The organism is Geothrix limicola, assembly GCF_030268085.1.
Taxonomy (GTDB): domain Bacteria; phylum Acidobacteriota; class Holophagae; order Holophagales; family Holophagaceae; genus Geothrix; species Geothrix limicola.
The window spans coordinates 666,444-680,531 of sequence record NZ_BSDE01000003.1; the positions used below are offsets into that span (position 1 = coordinate 666,444).

Here is a 14,088-nt window from a genome sequence, read left to right on the forward strand (position 1 = left end):
GGCCTGAGACTTCGGGCCCGAAACCTCGGGCCGGGGACGTCGAGCCTGAGGCTACTTGGCCTGCAGGCTTTCGAGGTATTGGGTGAGGTTGGCGACGCGGATGCGGACGACGGGTTCCTGACTGTTGTTCATGGTGCGGAAGAAGGGCCCCCACACGGGCATCTCGCGCAGGCCGTGGGTCTGGACGCCCGCTTCGCCGCGGATCACCTGGCCCACGCGCTCCTTGGGGAAGACGCCCTTGTTCTGCTTGGAGAGCTGGGTGAGGTCCGGCACCGGCGTCTTCAGGTGCGCGGCGACGGGGCCGTCGCCCTGGCCCTTGGGGCCGTGGCAGCTGGCGCAGTAGGACGCGTACATCTCGGCGCCGGAAGCGGGCGAGGTGTAGCGCGCAGGGACCTTCTTGATTTCGGCCTGGGCCGACGCGGATAGGGCGAAGACGCCCGCCAGGAGGAATGCGGCAGCGGAACGGGACATGGGGGCTCCAGGGATTCGTCGAGGGGGGATGACGATCGAACGGCCCGAGGCGGGGCCCCGGCCAGGGCATCGGCCATAGGTTGGGTTCGCCGGTGCGGAATGGCCAGTGATGGAGGGCACAGATCCCGAGGGGCCTGTTTTTCCCCGTTCAGATGCCGTCGGCAATGAGGGCGGCGGGCTGGAAGGGCAGGTCCTTGGCTTCGGCGGGGGTCTTCATGCCCCACAGGGCCAGGCGGCCGGCATGGGGGGCCCAGAGTTCGGGCCGGGCCTTCACGGCCTTGAGGGGGGGGTGGAACCAGAGGGCCGCGGGCAGGTCGGCCAGTTCTTCGGCACTGAGCTCCAGGGCCTCGTCGGTTTCCCAGAGGAAGCCGCAGCGGGCGGATTCGCAGGCGGCCCAGAGCTGCAGGACCTCGCTGTGCTCGAAACTGCTGAACAGCACGCGGTCCAGCGCCTCGGCGGCTTCCACCGCGGCGAGGGCCTGCTGCCAGCCGGGTTCGCCCTTGAGTTCGACGTTGATGAGCCGGGCGGGCAGGTCGAGGACATCGGCCAGGCGCGGCAGGGGCTCGCCGTTCTTGAGGGCGGGCAGTTCCGTGGCCTTCATGTGGCGCAGGAGGCCCGATCCGTTCGCCGTGCGGGCCAGGTCCTCGTCGTGCAGCACGAGGCAGACGCCGTCGCGGGTGGGCTGGACATCCAGCTCGAAGCCGTCCATGCCCGCGGCCAGGGCCGCGCGGAAGGCCTCCATGGAATTCTCCAGGTGCTTCGAGGACAGGCCGCGGTGGCCGAGCAGGAGGGGACGGGCGGAGGACATGGAAACTCCCAGGCGGAGGCTTGATTTTGCCTGGAAATGACACGGGCAGTTGGACAGGATTCGACTTCGAGCCCTCCCCTGCCGATGAAGGGATTTCCGCGCCGGGGCGTCCCAGGGGAGGAATCAATACATGCGGATCCTGCTGGTGGATGGCGACGAGACCATGCTGCAGCGCCTGCGCCAGGTCTTCTGGAGGCGCCACCGCGGCTGGGAGGTGATCCTGGCGACGACGGGCGCCCAGGCGCTGGAGGTGCTGGACCGCGATGCCGTCGATATCGTGATCGCGGAACTGAAGCTCGGGACCATGGAGGGGATCGACCTGTTCCGCCGGGTGCGGAAGATGCAGCCGGGCGCCGTGCGCATCGCCCTGGGAGACCAGGCCGCCTCGGAGTGGCCTGAAGATGGCGATGGCGATCTGCACCGGCTCTTCGCCAAGCCTGTGGAGGCGGAATTCCTCATCGGGGTGGTGGAAAGCCTGGACATCGAGGACGACGCGACCAATGTGCGCGCCGTCCGCGCCTTCGTGGGCGGCCTGAGGCAGGTGCCGAGCCTGCCGAGCCTCTACGCGGAACTCGTGGACCTGCTGCACCGCGACGAGGCGGGCATGGGCGAAGTCGCCCGGCTGATCCGCCGCGACCTCGGCATGGCCAGCCAGGTGCTGAAGCTGGCCAACTCGGGGCATTTCGGCTCGAACCGGCCCGTGGTCGACATCGGCCAGGCCCTCGCCATGCTGGGGGTGGATTCCCTGAAATCCCTCGTGCTGTTCCGCGGCTTCATCTCCAGCTTCGAGTCGCCGAGCCCCCAGGGGCTGGATCTGGAGCAGCTCTGGTTCCACTCCTTCCAGGTGGCCATGGGGGTGCGCAAGCTGGCGGCCCTGGAGGGCGAAACGCAACTGACGGACCTGGCCTTTTCCGTGGGCCTGCTGCATGACATCGGGCTCGTGGTGCTGGCCACGGATCCGGTGGGTCGCTACCAGGGCATCCTCCAGCAGGCCCAATCGAGCCGGATTCCCCTGGCCGTGCTGGAACACGATACCTACGGCGTGGACCACGCCCAGATCGGTGCCCACCTTCTCAGCCTCTGGGGGCTTCCACCCACGTTCTGCCGGCCCGTCCGGGAGCACCACGCCCCGCCCGCCGCGGGCGAGGGCTTCCCGCTGTCGCTGGCCCTGCACCTGTCGGACGCCCGCCATGGCGGCGGGGCCATGGCGGGCATCTTCGCGGACGGCCGATGGGGCCTGCATCCGCATGCCCTGAGCGATTCCGCGCGCTTCGAGCGATGGAAAGCCTGCCTGGCCCTGGACACCAGCGAGTCCAATTCGTACGTGTGAATCTGAGGCACCGGAACGCGGCCGGAAGCTGAGCGGGCGGACCCTCTAGATGACCTTCCCGGGATTGAAGATGCCCTGGGGATCCAGAGCCTGCTTGAGGCTGCGGAGGGTCTGGATGTGGGCCGGGTCGCCGAGGGCGAGGAAGGCCTCGCGCTTGGCGAGGCCGATGCCGTGCTCGCCGCTGAGGGTGCCGCCGAGGCTCACGGCGAGGCGGAAGAGGCCCATGAGCTGGGTGTCCAGCAGGCCGGGCTCGGTCTCGCCGGCGGCCAGCAGGTTCACGTGCAGGTTGCCATCGCCCAGGTGGCCGTAGGTCACGGCGGGACAGCCCAGGCGCTCGAGGCCCTCGAAGAATTCGCGCAGGCGGCTGCGGGGCACGACGATGTCTTCGCTCACCTTCTTGGGATGGCGTTCCTTCAGGAAGACGCTCGTCATGCGGCGCACGGCCCAGATGTCCTGCCGCTGCCGCTCGTCGGTGGCGACTTCCAGGCCCTCGGAGACGGGGCCCAGCAGGTCCAGCAGGCCTTCGAGAAAGGCGTCAGAGCGGCAGCCCCGCTCGTCGAATTCGAGGATGGCCAGGGCCTCCCCGGGCAGGCGCCGGGCCGCTTCGGGGCCGTGGGCGCGCAGTTCCGCGAGCACGGCGGGATCGAAAAACTCGAAGGCGCTGGGCAGGAAACCCGCGCCGCATAAACGTCCCGGCAGATCCAGCAGGTCGCTCCAGCGTTTTACCGGCAGCAGCAGGGTCGTGTGCTCCCGGGGCAGGGGCGCCAGGCGCAGGGTGGCACCGACGATGAATCCGAAAATGCCCTCGCTGCCGATGAAGAGCTGGCCGAGGGCCGGGCCCGCATTGGCCTTCACGCTGCTGATGCCGAAGCGGTGGATCTCGCCGTCCTCCAGCAGCACGTCCACGGCCAGCACCCAGTGGCGCGTCATGCCGTACTTGCAGGCGTTGGGTCCGCCTGCGTTCGTGGCCAGGGTGCCGCCCAGGGCGCAGCTCTCCCAGGAGTTGGGATCCGGCGGATAGAAGAGCCCGTGAGCCTCGGCGGCGGCCTTCACGTCGCGCAGGGGCGCGCTGGCGGGGGCGTACAGGCAGAGATCCTGGGGGGAGACGGCGATCTCGCCGGGCCACTGGGAGAAGTCCACGACGACCGTACGGGCCGTGGGCAGGCAGCCACCGGCCTTGCCCGTGCCCGCGCCCCGGGGCACGAGGCCGAAACCTTCGGCCTTGGCGAGGCGCACCAGTTCCCGCAGGGCCGCGGGCCCGCGGGGCTTCACCACGGCCAGGGGCGCGGTGCCGCGCACATGGGATTCGTCCCGGAGATAGGCTTCCAGATCCTCGGGATCCGACAGGAGGGTGGCCTCGGGCAGGCCCTTGAGAACGTCCATACTTCCAGTGTGACGGAAGGATGCGGCCCCAGGTAAGCTGCCCTCATGCCTCCGTTTCAAGCGCTGTCGGCCCGGTCCCACCGAGGATGGATGTCCCAGATCCTCGGCCAGGCCACGCCCTGGCTGGTGCTGCTTCTGGGGCTGGGCGGCACGGCCTGGGCCTGGAGGGTCGTGCGCCTGCAGGAGCGGGCCTACCAGGTGGGCCGCCTGGATGCCGCCGTGGCCCAGACCCGCGAGGCGGTGGACCACCGCATCGAGGAACAGACCAAGCTGCTGCTCGCGGCCCAGGGCCTCGTGGCGGGGCGGCCGCGCCTCGGTGCCGAGGACTGGCGGGCCTTCGTGCAGAGCCTCGAACTCCGGCGCCTTTCCCCCGGCACCCGCATCATGGGCTATGTGTCCCGCGAGGCCCTGGAGGGCCGCCCGGCGGCTTTGCCCCTGCTGGAACCCGAAGCCGATGCCGCGGCCCTGGGGCTCAACGGCGCCGGCCTCTTCGCGCTGCCGGGCTTCCGGGAGGTGGCCTCCCGGGCCCGGGACCACGGGGAGTTCTCCGTCAGCGGCCGTCTCACCCTGCCCGGGGAACACGCGTCATCCATCCTGTTGGTGCTTCCGGTGTTCCGGGATTTCGCCGTGCCGAACCACACGGACGCCCGCCGTTCGGGCTTCCAGGGCCTGGTGGTCTGCGTGGCGGATGGCCACGAGATGTTCCGGCCCATGTATGGCGCCAGCCCCATCGCGGAACTGGACGTGGAGATCTATGACGACGCCACCTGCCGCGAGGACGGGTTGATCTACGACCGGGACCTCTGCCTGGCCACCAACGGCACGGCCATGGCGGTGCGGCCCGGATCCAGGCACATGCCCATGATCATCGGAGGCCGGTACTGGACGCTCGTCGTCGGCTTCCTGCCCAAGGCCGCCGTCGGCACCTTCCAAAACCGGCCACGGATGGTGGTCGTGGCCGGCACCGCGCTGAGCCTGCTGACCTTCGCCCTCACGCTCTTCCTGGCCTACAGCCGCTCGCGGCTCGAGGTGCTGACCCACCAGCTGGGAGAAAGCGAGGCGCGCTTCAGGTCCGTGGCGGAGACGGCCTCCTGCGCGATCTTCATCTTCTCCGATCGCATCGAGTACATGAACGAGGCGGGATCGAGGATCACGGGGTACTCCCTCGGCGAGATCGTCGGCCACCCCCTGCTGAAACTGGTCCACCCCCTGGATCAGGAGCTCGTGCGCTCCCGCGCCCAGGCCCGCCTGCGGGGGGACTCGGTGCCCCTGCGCTACGAGTTCCGGCTCCTGACGAAGGAGGGCGAGACCCGCTGGATCGATTTCGCCGCCGGGACGGTGGCCCTGGGCGACCGCGTGCTCGGCCTGGGCACGGCCTTCGACGTCACCGAGCGGGTGCGGGCCAACGAGGCCCGACTCAAGGTCGAGCGCAAGCTGCTGGAGGCCCAGAAGCTCGAAAGCCTGGGCCTGCTCGCTGGCGGCGTGGCCCACGACTTCAACAACCTGCTCACGGTCATCCAGGGCAATGCGGGGATGGTGCGCGAGGCCCTGGACGAACCCGAGGTGGCCGCGACCTGCCTGCGGAACATCGAGGACACCTGCCGCCGCGCGGCGGACCTGGTGCGCCAGATGCTCGCCTACTCGGGACGCGGCCGGGTCGAGGTGCAGCTCCTCGATCTGAATCGTCTCGTGCAGGAGATCGCCCAGCTGCTCAGCGTCTCGATTCCGAAGACCATCACCCTTCGCTACGAATGGGCTGCGGGCCTGCCTCCCGTCTCGGGAGATGCGGCCCAGCTCCACCAGGTGGTGATGAACCTCGTCACCAATGCCGCAGAGGCCATCGGTGAGGCGGAAGGCCAGATCACGCTGCGCTCGGGTCTGCGCATGCTGGGCGAGACGGACGTCACCGGCCTGCGCGTGGCCGAGACCCTGGAGCCGGGGCCCTTCGTCTTCCTGGAGGTGGCGGACACGGGCTCGGGCATGGATGCCGCCACGCTGGCGCGGATCTTCGATCCCTTCTTCACCACCAAGTTCGCCGGGCGGGGCCTGGGCCTGGCCGCCATGCAGGGCATCGTGCGCGGCCACGGCGGAGGCGTGGAGATCCAGAGCAGCCCGGGGGCGGGCACCGTCTTTCGGATCTACCTGCCCGCGCAGGAGGGCCTGGTGCCGCATGAGGAGACCACGGCACCCGGCCTGGTCGGCGAGGTGGTGGGCGCCGGCCTGGTGCTGGTGGCCGACGACGAACCCGGCATCCGCGATTTCGCGCGGCGGGTGCTGGAGCGCGCGGGCTTCGAAACGGTGGCTGCCGCCGACGGCCAGGAGGCGGTCGAGCACGTCCGGGCCCATCAGCGGGAATTGCGGCTCGTGCTGCTGGACCTGACCATGCCGCGGCTGGGCGGAGACGAGGCCCTGGCGGAGATGCGCGCCATGGGCTTCCTCGGCCCCGTCATCCGTTGGAGCGGGTACACGCAGCACGACGCGACCAGGGACCACCGCGCCACCTTCCTCCACAAACCCTTCAGCGCGGAGGATCTGCTGGCGGGCGTGCGGGAAGCCCTGGCCTGAACTGCAGGGGGCGTCACAGCCCGTTGGACGCGGCCATCCAAGGGATGCCCGCCCCTTCATCACGCGTCACCTTCGAAAAGGAGACCGGCCATGCCCACGAACACGATCCGACTGCATCGGGTGCTGCGCGCGGCGCCCGAGCGCATCTACCGGGCCTTCCTGGATGCCGACGCCATGGCCAAGTGGCTTCCGCCCCATGGCTTCACCTGCCGGGTCCACCATCTCGACGCGAAGGTTGGCGGCACGTACCGGATGTCCTTCACGAACTTCAGCACCGGCCACGGCCACAGCTTCGGCGGGACCTTCCTCGAGCTGGTGCCCCACGAACGGATCCGGCACACGGACAAATTCGAGGACGCCAACCTGCCCGGCGAGATGACGACGACGATCACCCTCAGGCCCGTCTTCTGCGGCACCGAACTCAGCATTCTGCAGGAAGGCGTCCCCGAGGTCATTCCAACTGAAGCCTGCTACCTGGGCTGGCAGGAATCGCTCACGCTGCTGGCCCAGCTCGTCGAGCCCGACATCCCGGATTGAAGGAAGGAAACCGCGAATGACGCGAATGGGCGCGAATGAAAAGCACGGACGGTATCGCGATCCGGTGCTTCACTCGCGCCATGGGCGGTTTGATTTTTTTTGGGCAGTCGGTTTAGTCGACCAGGGTGCCGACGGCCTCGCCCTTGACGGCGGCGACGAGGTTGCCGGGCTTGTTCATGTCGAAGACGAGGATGGGCAGCTTGTTGTCCATGCACAGGGCGATGGCGGGGGCGTCCATGACCTTCAGGCCCTTCTCCAGCACTTCCTGGAAGCTGATGTGGTCGAAGCGCGTGGCGGTCGGATCCTTCTTGGGATCGGCAGTGTAGATGCCGTCCACGTTGGTGGCCTTCATGACCACCTCGGCGTTCACCTCGTTGGCGCGCAGCGCGGCGGCGGTGTCGGTGCTGAAGTAGGGGTTGCCGGTGCCCGCGCCGAAGATGACGACGCGGCCCTTCTCGAGGTGGCGGGTGGCACGGCGGCGGATGTAGGTCTCGGTAACCTTGGGCATCTCCAGGCCCGAGAGGGTGCGGGTGTGCACACCCTTGTGCTCCAGCGAGTCCTGCAGGGCCAGGGCGTTGATCATGGTGGCCAGCATGCCCATGTGATCGGCCGTCGTGCGGTCCATGCCCTTGGTGGCGCCGGCGACGCCGCGGAAGATGTTGCCACCGCCGATGACGAGGCCCACCTGCACGCCCATTTCGCAGATGGTCTTCACCTGGTCGGCGATCATGGAGACCACGGCCGGATCGATGCCGCCCTTCTGCTCGCCCATGAGGGCTTCGCCAGAGAGCTTGAGCAGGATGCGCTTGAATTTCATGGGTACTCCGGAGATTGAATAAAGCCTAGCCCAAAAAAAGGGCGGCACGGATGCCGCCCTCGTTTGGTCGAAATGAACCTTACTTGGCGGCGGCGACTTCGGCGGCGAAGTTCTCGCTGCGCTTCTCGAGGCCCTCGCCCATGATGTACTTCGTGAAGCGGCGGATGCTCAGCTTCTCGCCAATCTCCGCGGTCTTCTGGGACAGGTACTGCTGGATGGTGAGGTCGGGATTCATGATGAAGGGCTGTTCGAGGAGGCAGACCTCCTTGAAGATGCTGTTCATCTTGCCCTCGACGATGCGCTCGACGATGTTGGCGGGCTTGCCGGTGGCCAGGGCCTGCTCGGTGGCGATGCGCTTCTCGGTGTCGAGGAATTCCTGGGTGACCTCTTCCTTGGTGACGAAGCGGGGCGCGGGATCGGCGGCCGCGATGTGCATCGCGATTTCCTTCACCAGGCGCTGGAAGGCCTCGTTGCGAGCCACGAAATCCGTCTCGGAGTTCACTTCGACGAGCACGCCCACGCGGCCGCCGGGGTGGATGTAGGCTTCCACGATGCCTTCAGCGGCGATGCGGTCGGCCTTCTTGGCGGAGGCGGCGAGGCCCTTCTTGCGCAGCCACTCGTTGGCCTGTTCCATGTCGCCGTTGCTCTCTTCCAGGGCCTTCTTGCAATCCATCATGCCGAGGCCGGTCTTTTCGCGCAGGGTCTTCACGTCTTGGGCGGTGAATGCCATGTCATCTCCTGAATCATTGGGGGCTTCAGAGCATCAGCCACCAGCGGGCGAACCCTCTGATGGCTGACGAAGGTCATGGGAAAGGGTCTAGCCCTCGGCTTCCATCTTTTCGGCCATCATCTTCTTCATCTCGTCGCTGTCGCCCTTGTCGCGGAAGGACTGGCGGCCCTCGAGGATGGAGTCGGCCACGCGCTCGGAGAAGAGCAGGATGGAGCGGATCGCGTCGTCATTGGCGGGGATCACGTAGTCCACCATGTCGGGATCGCAGTTGGTGTCGACGATGCCCACGACCTTGATGCCGAGCTTCTTGGCCTCGGTGACGGCGATGTCTTCGCGATGGGGATCGATGACGAAGATGACATCGGGCAGCGAGCGCATGTCGCGGATGCCGTGGAAGGAGGCCTCCAGCTTCAGGCGGGTGCGGTTCAGGGTCAGCAGTTCCTTCTTGGAGAGCATGGCCGTGCGGGCGGGATCGGCCAGGGTGGCCTCGATCTCGCGGAACTTCTCCAGGCTCTTCTTGATGGTCGCGAAGTTGGTCAGCATGCCGCCCAGCCAGCGGTTGTTGACGTAGAAGGCGCCGCAGCGGCCGGCCTGCTCGGCGATGAGCTCCTGGGCCTGGGGCTTGGTGGCCACGAAGAGGAAGTTCTTCCCTTCGCTGGCGGACTTCGTGAGGAAGTTCGCGGCGGTGTTCCAGAGGCGCAGGGTCTTCTGGAGGTCGATGATGTAGATGCTGTTGCGGGCGCCGAAAATGAACTTCTTCATCTTCGGGTTCCAACGCTTGGTCTGGTGTCCGAAGTGGGCACCGGCTTCAAGCAGTTCCTTCATCTGGATGGCAGCCATGCTGGCCTCCCTGGTCAAGCGGCGAATCGAAGGATGCCGCGGGTGGGATGAAAGGCGTCGGGTTGGTTCCCTTCGCCCGAATCGTCCGCCCCAAGAGGTTCGAGGTCGGACCGGGAAAACAGAAGGGGGAACCGAGTGGCTCCCCCTTCCAGAGACGGACTAGCGCTTGCTGAACTGGAAGCGACGACGGGCGGCCTTGCGACCGGGCTTCTTACGTTCCTTCATGCGGGGGTCGCGGGTCAGGAGGCCGGCGCCGCGCAGGAGGGACTTGAGCTGCTCGTTGTAGCCCAGCAGCGCGCGGGAGATGCCCATGCGGATGGCCGAAGCCTGGCCGGCAGGGCCGCCGCCGGTGACGCTGATGATCATGTCGAACTTGCCATCGAGGTCGGCCAGCACGAGGGGCTGGTGAACCATCATGCGGAGCACGGCATTGGGGAAGTAGCTCTCGAGGCTGCGGCCGTTGACGGTGATCTTGCCGGTGCCAGGGCGCAGGAAGGCGCGAGCGGCCGCGCTCTTGCGGCGACCGGTTCCGTAGTTCTGGGAAATGGCCATGGGTTCCTCGCCTCTACTTCTGGATGGTCAGGATCTGGGGCTGCTGGGCGGACTGCTCGTGCTCGGGGCCCGCGTAGACCTTGAGCTTGCGATACATCGCCCGACCGAGGGGGCCCTTGGGCAGCATGCCCTTGACCGCGCTCTCGATGATGCGCTCGGGGAAGGTGGCCTGCATCACCTGGGCCTTGACTTCCTTCATGGAGCCGGGCTGGGTGGTGGTGCGGCGGTAGAACTTCTGCACGCCCTTCTTGCCCGTCAGCACGGCCTTGTCGGCGTTGATGACGATGACGTGGTCGCCGGTGTCGAGGAAGGGGGTCCAGGTCGGCTTGTTCTTGCCGGACAGGACATCCGCGACGGCGGTGCTCAGGCGGCCGACGGGAATCCCGGTGGCGTCCACCAGGAACCACTGGCGCTTGAGATCATTGGCTTTCGGGAAGTACGTGCTCATGGCCTGCTCCGGAATCACAATCGCGCAGCAAAGACACCACCCCATGGGCGGCGAATTCACAGAAGGGAAAGCTTATCGTTGGGTGGCCTTGGGGTCAAGCCGGGATTTCAGAAAGCCGCCACAACTCCTGGGCGATGCGCGAGGCGGCCTGGCCGTCCACCAGGGCCATGCCGTCGCGGACCTGCTCCTGCCGGTTGTCCTGGCCTTCGGGACCCAGCCACTGGGAGAGGGCCTCGGCCACGATATCCAGGTCGGCCTCGGGTCCCACGCCCAGGTCGAAGCAACCGTTGGCCATGGCCAGGTCGGACAGGATGCCGTGCTGGCGTTCGTTCTGTCCCCACACGGCCGCCGGGATGCCCATGCAGAGGGATTCGGCCAGGGTCACGCCCGCCGAGCACCATATGGCGTCGAACTCGGGGATGCGCCGGGTGAGTGCGGGCAGGCCGCGGACCACCGTGCAGCCCGGGAAGGGGTCGCCCTGGATGCCGTTGGGGGCGAGCACCGTGCAGGCGCCGCGCCAACGGTCCTCCGCGGCGAGCCGGGCGAGGGTGTCGAAGGCTTTCTGGGCGAGGTTGGGTCCATCGCTGCCCCCGAAGGTGACCAGCAGCTTGTGGACCGCCAGGGGCTGGAGGGGCATGCGCTTGGGGCGCAGGGCCGCGGCCGCCTTGTCCACGACGATGAAGCTGGAGCCCCGGAGCACGCGGCAGGCGCCGGACCGGGTTTCAAAGGGACGCACCTTGTGGCCGTCGACCACCTTCACCGGATGGTCGGGCCAGCGGACCCCTTCGAGGAAGGGCTGGAAGAGGAGGTCGGCGCATTCATGGGCGTCCGTGTCGTCTTCCATCACCGCCACCTTCAGGGGCCGCAGGGCCTGGAGGAAGGGAGTGCTCGTGTCCCACTGGTCCACGAGGGCCACCGCGGCGCGGGACTTCAGCGCCTCGGGCACTGGCGCGTGGAGATCCTCACCGAGGTATTGCGCCTCGCAGGACAGGGGCTGCTCGAGGAAAGGGTGGGTGCCGCCGCCCACGCGGCGGGCGCGGTCGTCCCCCGAAACGGCGATGCAGGCCTGACCGCCCAGGGCGCGCCAGGTCTCTTGAAGGGCGAGCGCTCGGGCCACGTGGCCCAGCCCGAGGCGCAGATCGGCGTGGACGCGGAGGATCAGCAGGGGGGACATGGTCCGGTGAGTCTACCCGTCCTGGCAAGGGATGGGGAAGAGTCGATGATCCTGGCGGTGACTTGTCCCCTTGTGGAATCCTGGATCTTCATCCGGAGAACGCATGTCTGACTCATATCTGGTGCCCGCACCCGGCGCCAAGGCCGCCAAGATCTGCGGCATCCTGGCCATTCTCTTCGCGCTCACCTGCATCGGCTTTCCGGTCGCCATCATCCTGGCCATCGTCGCCCTCGTGAAGCAGGGGCAGGCGAAGCGCCTCGTTCGGGCCCAGCCGGAGGTCTACGAGCCGGTGCCCGCCACGGCTCTGGTCACGGGCATCCTCGGCCTCGTGCTGCCGGTGATGATGGTGCCCGTCGCGGGCATCGTCAGCGCCATCGCCATTCCAGCCCTCCTCGGCCAGCGCGAGCGGGCCCGGGAGATCGCCGTGCAGGCCAACCTGAATGCGGCGAAGGCGCAGGCGGACGTGGCGCTCCAGGCGATCCACGCCAAGGCGCCGGGACAGGTGCCCTCCCAGGACGCCATCATCCAGGCCCTGTCCAGGAACCCGCTGATCCAGTCCCTGAAGAACCCCGTCACGCCCACGGCCCCGGCCTTTCAGCGCGGCACCTCGGGGCCCCTGGGCACGGTGATGGTCTACGCCGACCGCGAGCAGGAGGGCGGCGTCACCACCTGGACGCTCCAGTTCCGCGCCACGGTGCGGCACGGCGGGCAGGACCGGATCTTGAAGGACGAACTGATCACGCACACCCAGGAGCAGGTGCAGGGGCGCACGGAGGACGGCTGGGAGGTGGTGCAGCCTGCGCCTGAGGCCCCTACGCCTCAGAACTGAGCGGCCCCTGGCGGTCGGTCATGGAAAAGGATGCCCCTCGGCGAAGCCGGGCTGGGGGGCATCGATCACGGGGGCCTCGGCGATGGGCCAGCCATCCTTGAAGTAGCCTTCCTTGTAGCGCACGTAGCGGGTCCAGACGCTGGCCACGAGGTCGCGCTGCTTCTCGTTGAGGGGTCCCTTCACGGTGGCGGGCCAGCCCGCCACCAGGCTGTGGGGCGGGGCCTTGAAGCCTTCGCGGATGAAGCTTCCCGCGGCCACGAGGCAGCCCTCCCCGATCTCGGCCCCGTCCATGATGGTGGTGCTCATGCCGATGAGCGCGCCCTTGCGGATGGTGCATCCATGCAGCATCACGTTGTGGGCGATGCTCACCTCGTCCTCGATGAGCAGGGGCCACTTCCCGTTGGTGACGTGCAGGCAGCAGGCGTCCTGGATGTTGGTGCGCGCGCCGATGCGGATCCAGTTTACGTCGCCGCGGATGACGCAGTTGAACCAGATGCTGGCCTCGTCGCCGAGGCTAACGTCGCCGAGAAGCAGGGCGCTGTCGGCGACGAACACGCGGTGGCCGATCTTGGGGACCATGCCTTGGAAGGGGCGGATCATGGGCATCTCCAGCGGGAGAGTCTAACCCACGGTGAGCAGTCCCAGCTTCACGGCGACGAGGCCCAGCGACCCCACCATCAGCCAGAGCAGCAGACCCTGGGTGAAGGGGCGCAGCCCCACGCGGCGCAGGGCGTCGCGGCTGAGCCCCGCGCCGATGAGAAAGAGGGTCAGCACCAGCGCGCGGCGCGCGGCGAAGGCGACCAGGTGGCCGGTGGCGTGCAGCCCGGGGAGGAAGGTCACCAGCGCGGCCACGGCCAGGAAGCCCGCGATGAACCAGGGCTTGGTTGGCGTTGTAGCGGCTTCGGCGCTCGGGTTGTGCCGGGCCATGTTCCAGCCCAGACCTAGGGTGAGGGGCACGATCCACAGGGCCCGCGCCAGCTTCACGGTGGTGGCCACCTCCAGCGCCCGCGGCCCGTAGGCAAGGCCCGCGCCCACCACGGAGCTGGTGTCGTGGATGGCCAGGGCCGACCAGAGGCCGAAGGCGTCCTGGCCGAGCCCCGCGGCGTGGCCCAGGGGCGGGAAGATCACCAGGGCTGCGGCGTTCAGCAGGAAGACGGTGGCCAGGGCCACGGAGATCTCGTGCTCTTTCGCACGGATGACGGGCGCCACGGCGGCGATGGCGCTGCCGCCGCAGATGGCCGTTCCCACGGAGATGAGCAGGCCCGCTTCGCGCTCGACCTTCAACAGGCGGGCCAGGGCCCAGCCCAGGGCCAGCACCAGACTGAGGCTCAGGGCCGTGTAGCCCAGGCCATGCCATCCCGCCTTCGCCACCGCGCGCAGGTCCATGTCCGCGCCCAGGCCCACCACGGCCAGGGGCAGCAGTCGATGCGCCCAGGTGCGGGTCAGCCCCTGGAACGGATTACCCAGGGTGAGCGCCAGTGCAGCCCCACCCACCAGGGCCGCGGCGGCCGGAGCGAAGGGGGCCAGGGACAACAGCGCACCGAGGATCAGGAGGGACGAGGCAGCTCGTTTCATGGATCCGATCTTGGCCATGGGGCATTTTA

15 protein-coding genes are annotated in these 14,088 nt (G+C 68.1%); 4 read left to right on the forward strand and 11 right to left on the reverse strand.

Annotated elements, in window-relative coordinates; genetic code table 11:
* Positions 1-51 precede the first annotated feature (51 nt).
* Both QSJ34_RS10865 and QSJ34_RS10870 read right to left on the reverse strand, forming a co-directional pair.
* Positions 52-471, reverse strand: coding sequence for a c-type cytochrome (locus QSJ34_RS10865; RefSeq protein WP_285575044.1), 420 nt, complete (start codon positions 469-471; stop codon positions 52-54).
* 148 nt (positions 472-619) lie between these two features.
* A complete protein-coding gene (locus tag QSJ34_RS10870) occupies positions 620-1,279 on the reverse strand; it encodes a glycerophosphodiester phosphodiesterase (protein WP_285575046.1) in 660 nt (219 codons plus the stop codon).
* 130 nt (positions 1,280-1,409) lie between these two features.
* Between QSJ34_RS10870 and QSJ34_RS10875 the strand changes: the two genes are divergently transcribed.
* Positions 1,410-2,609, forward strand: coding sequence for a response regulator (locus tag QSJ34_RS10875; protein ID WP_285575048.1), 1,200 nt, complete (start codon positions 1,410-1,412; stop codon positions 2,607-2,609).
* 45 nt (positions 2,610-2,654) lie between these two features.
* On the opposite strand, the gene QSJ34_RS10880 is transcribed toward QSJ34_RS10875, so the two are convergent.
* The gene (locus QSJ34_RS10880; protein ID WP_285575050.1) at positions 2,655-3,992 is read right to left on the reverse strand and encodes an FAD-binding oxidoreductase; all 1,338 of its coding nucleotides are present in this window, start codon (positions 3,990-3,992) and stop codon (positions 2,655-2,657) included.
* A gap of 90 nt (positions 3,993-4,082) precedes the next feature.
* Between QSJ34_RS10880 and QSJ34_RS10885 the strand changes: the two genes are divergently transcribed.
* Both QSJ34_RS10885 and QSJ34_RS10890 read left to right on the forward strand, forming a co-directional pair.
* Positions 4,083-6,557: an ATP-binding protein gene (locus tag QSJ34_RS10885; protein WP_285575052.1), complete on the forward strand. Its 2,475-nt coding sequence runs from the start codon at positions 4,083-4,085 to the stop codon at positions 6,555-6,557.
* A gap of 90 nt (positions 6,558-6,647) precedes the next feature.
* Complete coding sequence (locus tag QSJ34_RS10890) at positions 6,648-7,094, forward strand: SRPBCC family protein (RefSeq protein WP_285575054.1); 447 nt, start codon at positions 6,648-6,650, stop codon at positions 7,092-7,094.
* A 112-nt stretch (positions 7,095-7,206) separates the two neighbouring features.
* Here QSJ34_RS10890 and pyrH read toward each other — a convergent pair whose 3' ends face one another.
* The 6 genes from pyrH to QSJ34_RS10920 all read right to left on the reverse strand — a co-directional run bounded on the left by pyrH (position 7,207) and on the right by QSJ34_RS10920 (position 11,655).
* A complete protein-coding gene (gene pyrH, locus QSJ34_RS10895) occupies positions 7,207-7,911 on the reverse strand; it encodes a UMP kinase (protein WP_285575056.1) in 705 nt (234 codons plus the stop codon).
* Positions 7,912-7,990: 79 nt separating this feature from the next.
* A complete protein-coding gene (gene tsf, locus QSJ34_RS10900) occupies positions 7,991-8,641 on the reverse strand; it encodes a translation elongation factor Ts (protein WP_285575058.1) in 651 nt (216 codons plus the stop codon).
* Positions 8,642-8,728: 87 nt separating this feature from the next.
* Positions 8,729-9,481, reverse strand: a complete 753-nt coding sequence (rpsB, locus tag QSJ34_RS10905; RefSeq protein WP_285575059.1) for a 30S ribosomal protein S2 — start codon at positions 9,479-9,481, stop codon at positions 8,729-8,731.
* Positions 9,482-9,640: 159 nt separating this feature from the next.
* The gene (gene rpsI / locus QSJ34_RS10910) at positions 9,641-10,033 is read right to left on the reverse strand and encodes a 30S ribosomal protein S9 (protein ID WP_285575060.1); all 393 of its coding nucleotides are present in this window, start codon (positions 10,031-10,033) and stop codon (positions 9,641-9,643) included.
* Positions 10,034-10,046: 13 nt separating this feature from the next.
* Positions 10,047-10,481 carry a 50S ribosomal protein L13 gene (rplM, locus tag QSJ34_RS10915; protein WP_285575061.1) on the reverse strand — a complete coding sequence of 145 codons (435 nt, stop codon included), beginning with the start codon at positions 10,479-10,481 and terminating at the stop codon, positions 10,047-10,049.
* A 94-nt stretch (positions 10,482-10,575) separates the two neighbouring features.
* A complete protein-coding gene (locus QSJ34_RS10920; protein ID WP_285575063.1) occupies positions 10,576-11,655 on the reverse strand; it encodes a hypothetical protein in 1,080 nt (359 codons plus the stop codon).
* A 103-nt stretch (positions 11,656-11,758) separates the two neighbouring features.
* Between QSJ34_RS10920 and QSJ34_RS10925 the strand changes: the two genes are divergently transcribed.
* Positions 11,759-12,484, forward strand: coding sequence for a hypothetical protein (locus QSJ34_RS10925; RefSeq protein ID WP_285575064.1), 726 nt, complete (start codon positions 11,759-11,761; stop codon positions 12,482-12,484).
* A gap of 18 nt (positions 12,485-12,502) precedes the next feature.
* On the opposite strand, the gene QSJ34_RS10930 is transcribed toward QSJ34_RS10925, so the two are convergent.
* Both QSJ34_RS10930 and QSJ34_RS10935 read right to left on the reverse strand, forming a co-directional pair.
* Positions 12,503-13,084: a gamma carbonic anhydrase family protein gene (locus QSJ34_RS10930; RefSeq protein ID WP_285575066.1), complete on the reverse strand. Its 582-nt coding sequence runs from the start codon at positions 13,082-13,084 to the stop codon at positions 12,503-12,505.
* Between the two features lie 21 nt (positions 13,085-13,105).
* Positions 13,106-14,059, reverse strand: a complete 954-nt coding sequence (locus tag QSJ34_RS10935) for a YeiH family protein (RefSeq protein WP_285575068.1) — start codon at positions 14,057-14,059, stop codon at positions 13,106-13,108.
* Between the last annotated feature and the right edge of the window lie 29 nt (positions 14,060-14,088).

Excerpts from the sequence above, each read along its gene's own strand:
- QSJ34_RS10865 (WP_285575044.1), bottom strand. The coding sequence starts at position 471 with ATGTCCCGTTCCGCTGCCGCATTCCTCCTGGCGGGCGTCTTCGCCCTA.
- tsf (WP_285575058.1), bottom strand. The coding sequence starts at position 8,641 with ATGGCATTCACCGCCCAAGACGTGAAGACCCTGCGCGAAAAGACCGGC.
- QSJ34_RS10930 (WP_285575066.1), bottom strand. The coding sequence starts at position 13,084 with ATGATCCGCCCCTTCCAAGGCATGGTCCCCAAGATCGGCCACCGCGTG.
- QSJ34_RS10870 (WP_285575046.1), bottom strand. The coding sequence starts at position 1,279 with ATGTCCTCCGCCCGTCCCCTCCTGCTCGGCCACCGCGGCCTGTCCTCG.
- QSJ34_RS10920 (WP_285575063.1), bottom strand. The coding sequence starts at position 11,655 with ATGTCCCCCCTGCTGATCCTCCGCGTCCACGCCGATCTGCGCCTCGGG.
- rplM (WP_285575061.1), bottom strand. The coding sequence starts at position 10,481 with ATGAGCACGTACTTCCCGAAAGCCAATGATCTCAAGCGCCAGTGGTTC.
- QSJ34_RS10885 (WP_285575052.1), top strand. The coding sequence starts at position 4,083 with ATGTCCCAGATCCTCGGCCAGGCCACGCCCTGGCTGGTGCTGCTTCTG.
- rpsI (WP_285575060.1), bottom strand. The coding sequence starts at position 10,033 with ATGGCCATTTCCCAGAACTACGGAACCGGTCGCCGCAAGAGCGCGGCC.
- QSJ34_RS10880 (WP_285575050.1), bottom strand. The coding sequence starts at position 3,992 with ATGGACGTTCTCAAGGGCCTGCCCGAGGCCACCCTCCTGTCGGATCCC.
- QSJ34_RS10925 (WP_285575064.1), top strand. The coding sequence starts at position 11,759 with ATGTCTGACTCATATCTGGTGCCCGCACCCGGCGCCAAGGCCGCCAAG.
- QSJ34_RS10935 (WP_285575068.1), bottom strand. The coding sequence starts at position 14,059 with ATGAAACGAGCTGCCTCGTCCCTCCTGATCCTCGGTGCGCTGTTGTCC.
- pyrH (WP_285575056.1), bottom strand. The coding sequence starts at position 7,911 with ATGAAATTCAAGCGCATCCTGCTCAAGCTCTCTGGCGAAGCCCTCATG.
- QSJ34_RS10875 (WP_285575048.1), top strand. The coding sequence starts at position 1,410 with ATGCGGATCCTGCTGGTGGATGGCGACGAGACCATGCTGCAGCGCCTG.
- rpsB (WP_285575059.1), bottom strand. The coding sequence starts at position 9,481 with ATGGCTGCCATCCAGATGAAGGAACTGCTTGAAGCCGGTGCCCACTTC.
- QSJ34_RS10890 (WP_285575054.1), top strand. The coding sequence starts at position 6,648 with ATGCCCACGAACACGATCCGACTGCATCGGGTGCTGCGCGCGGCGCCC.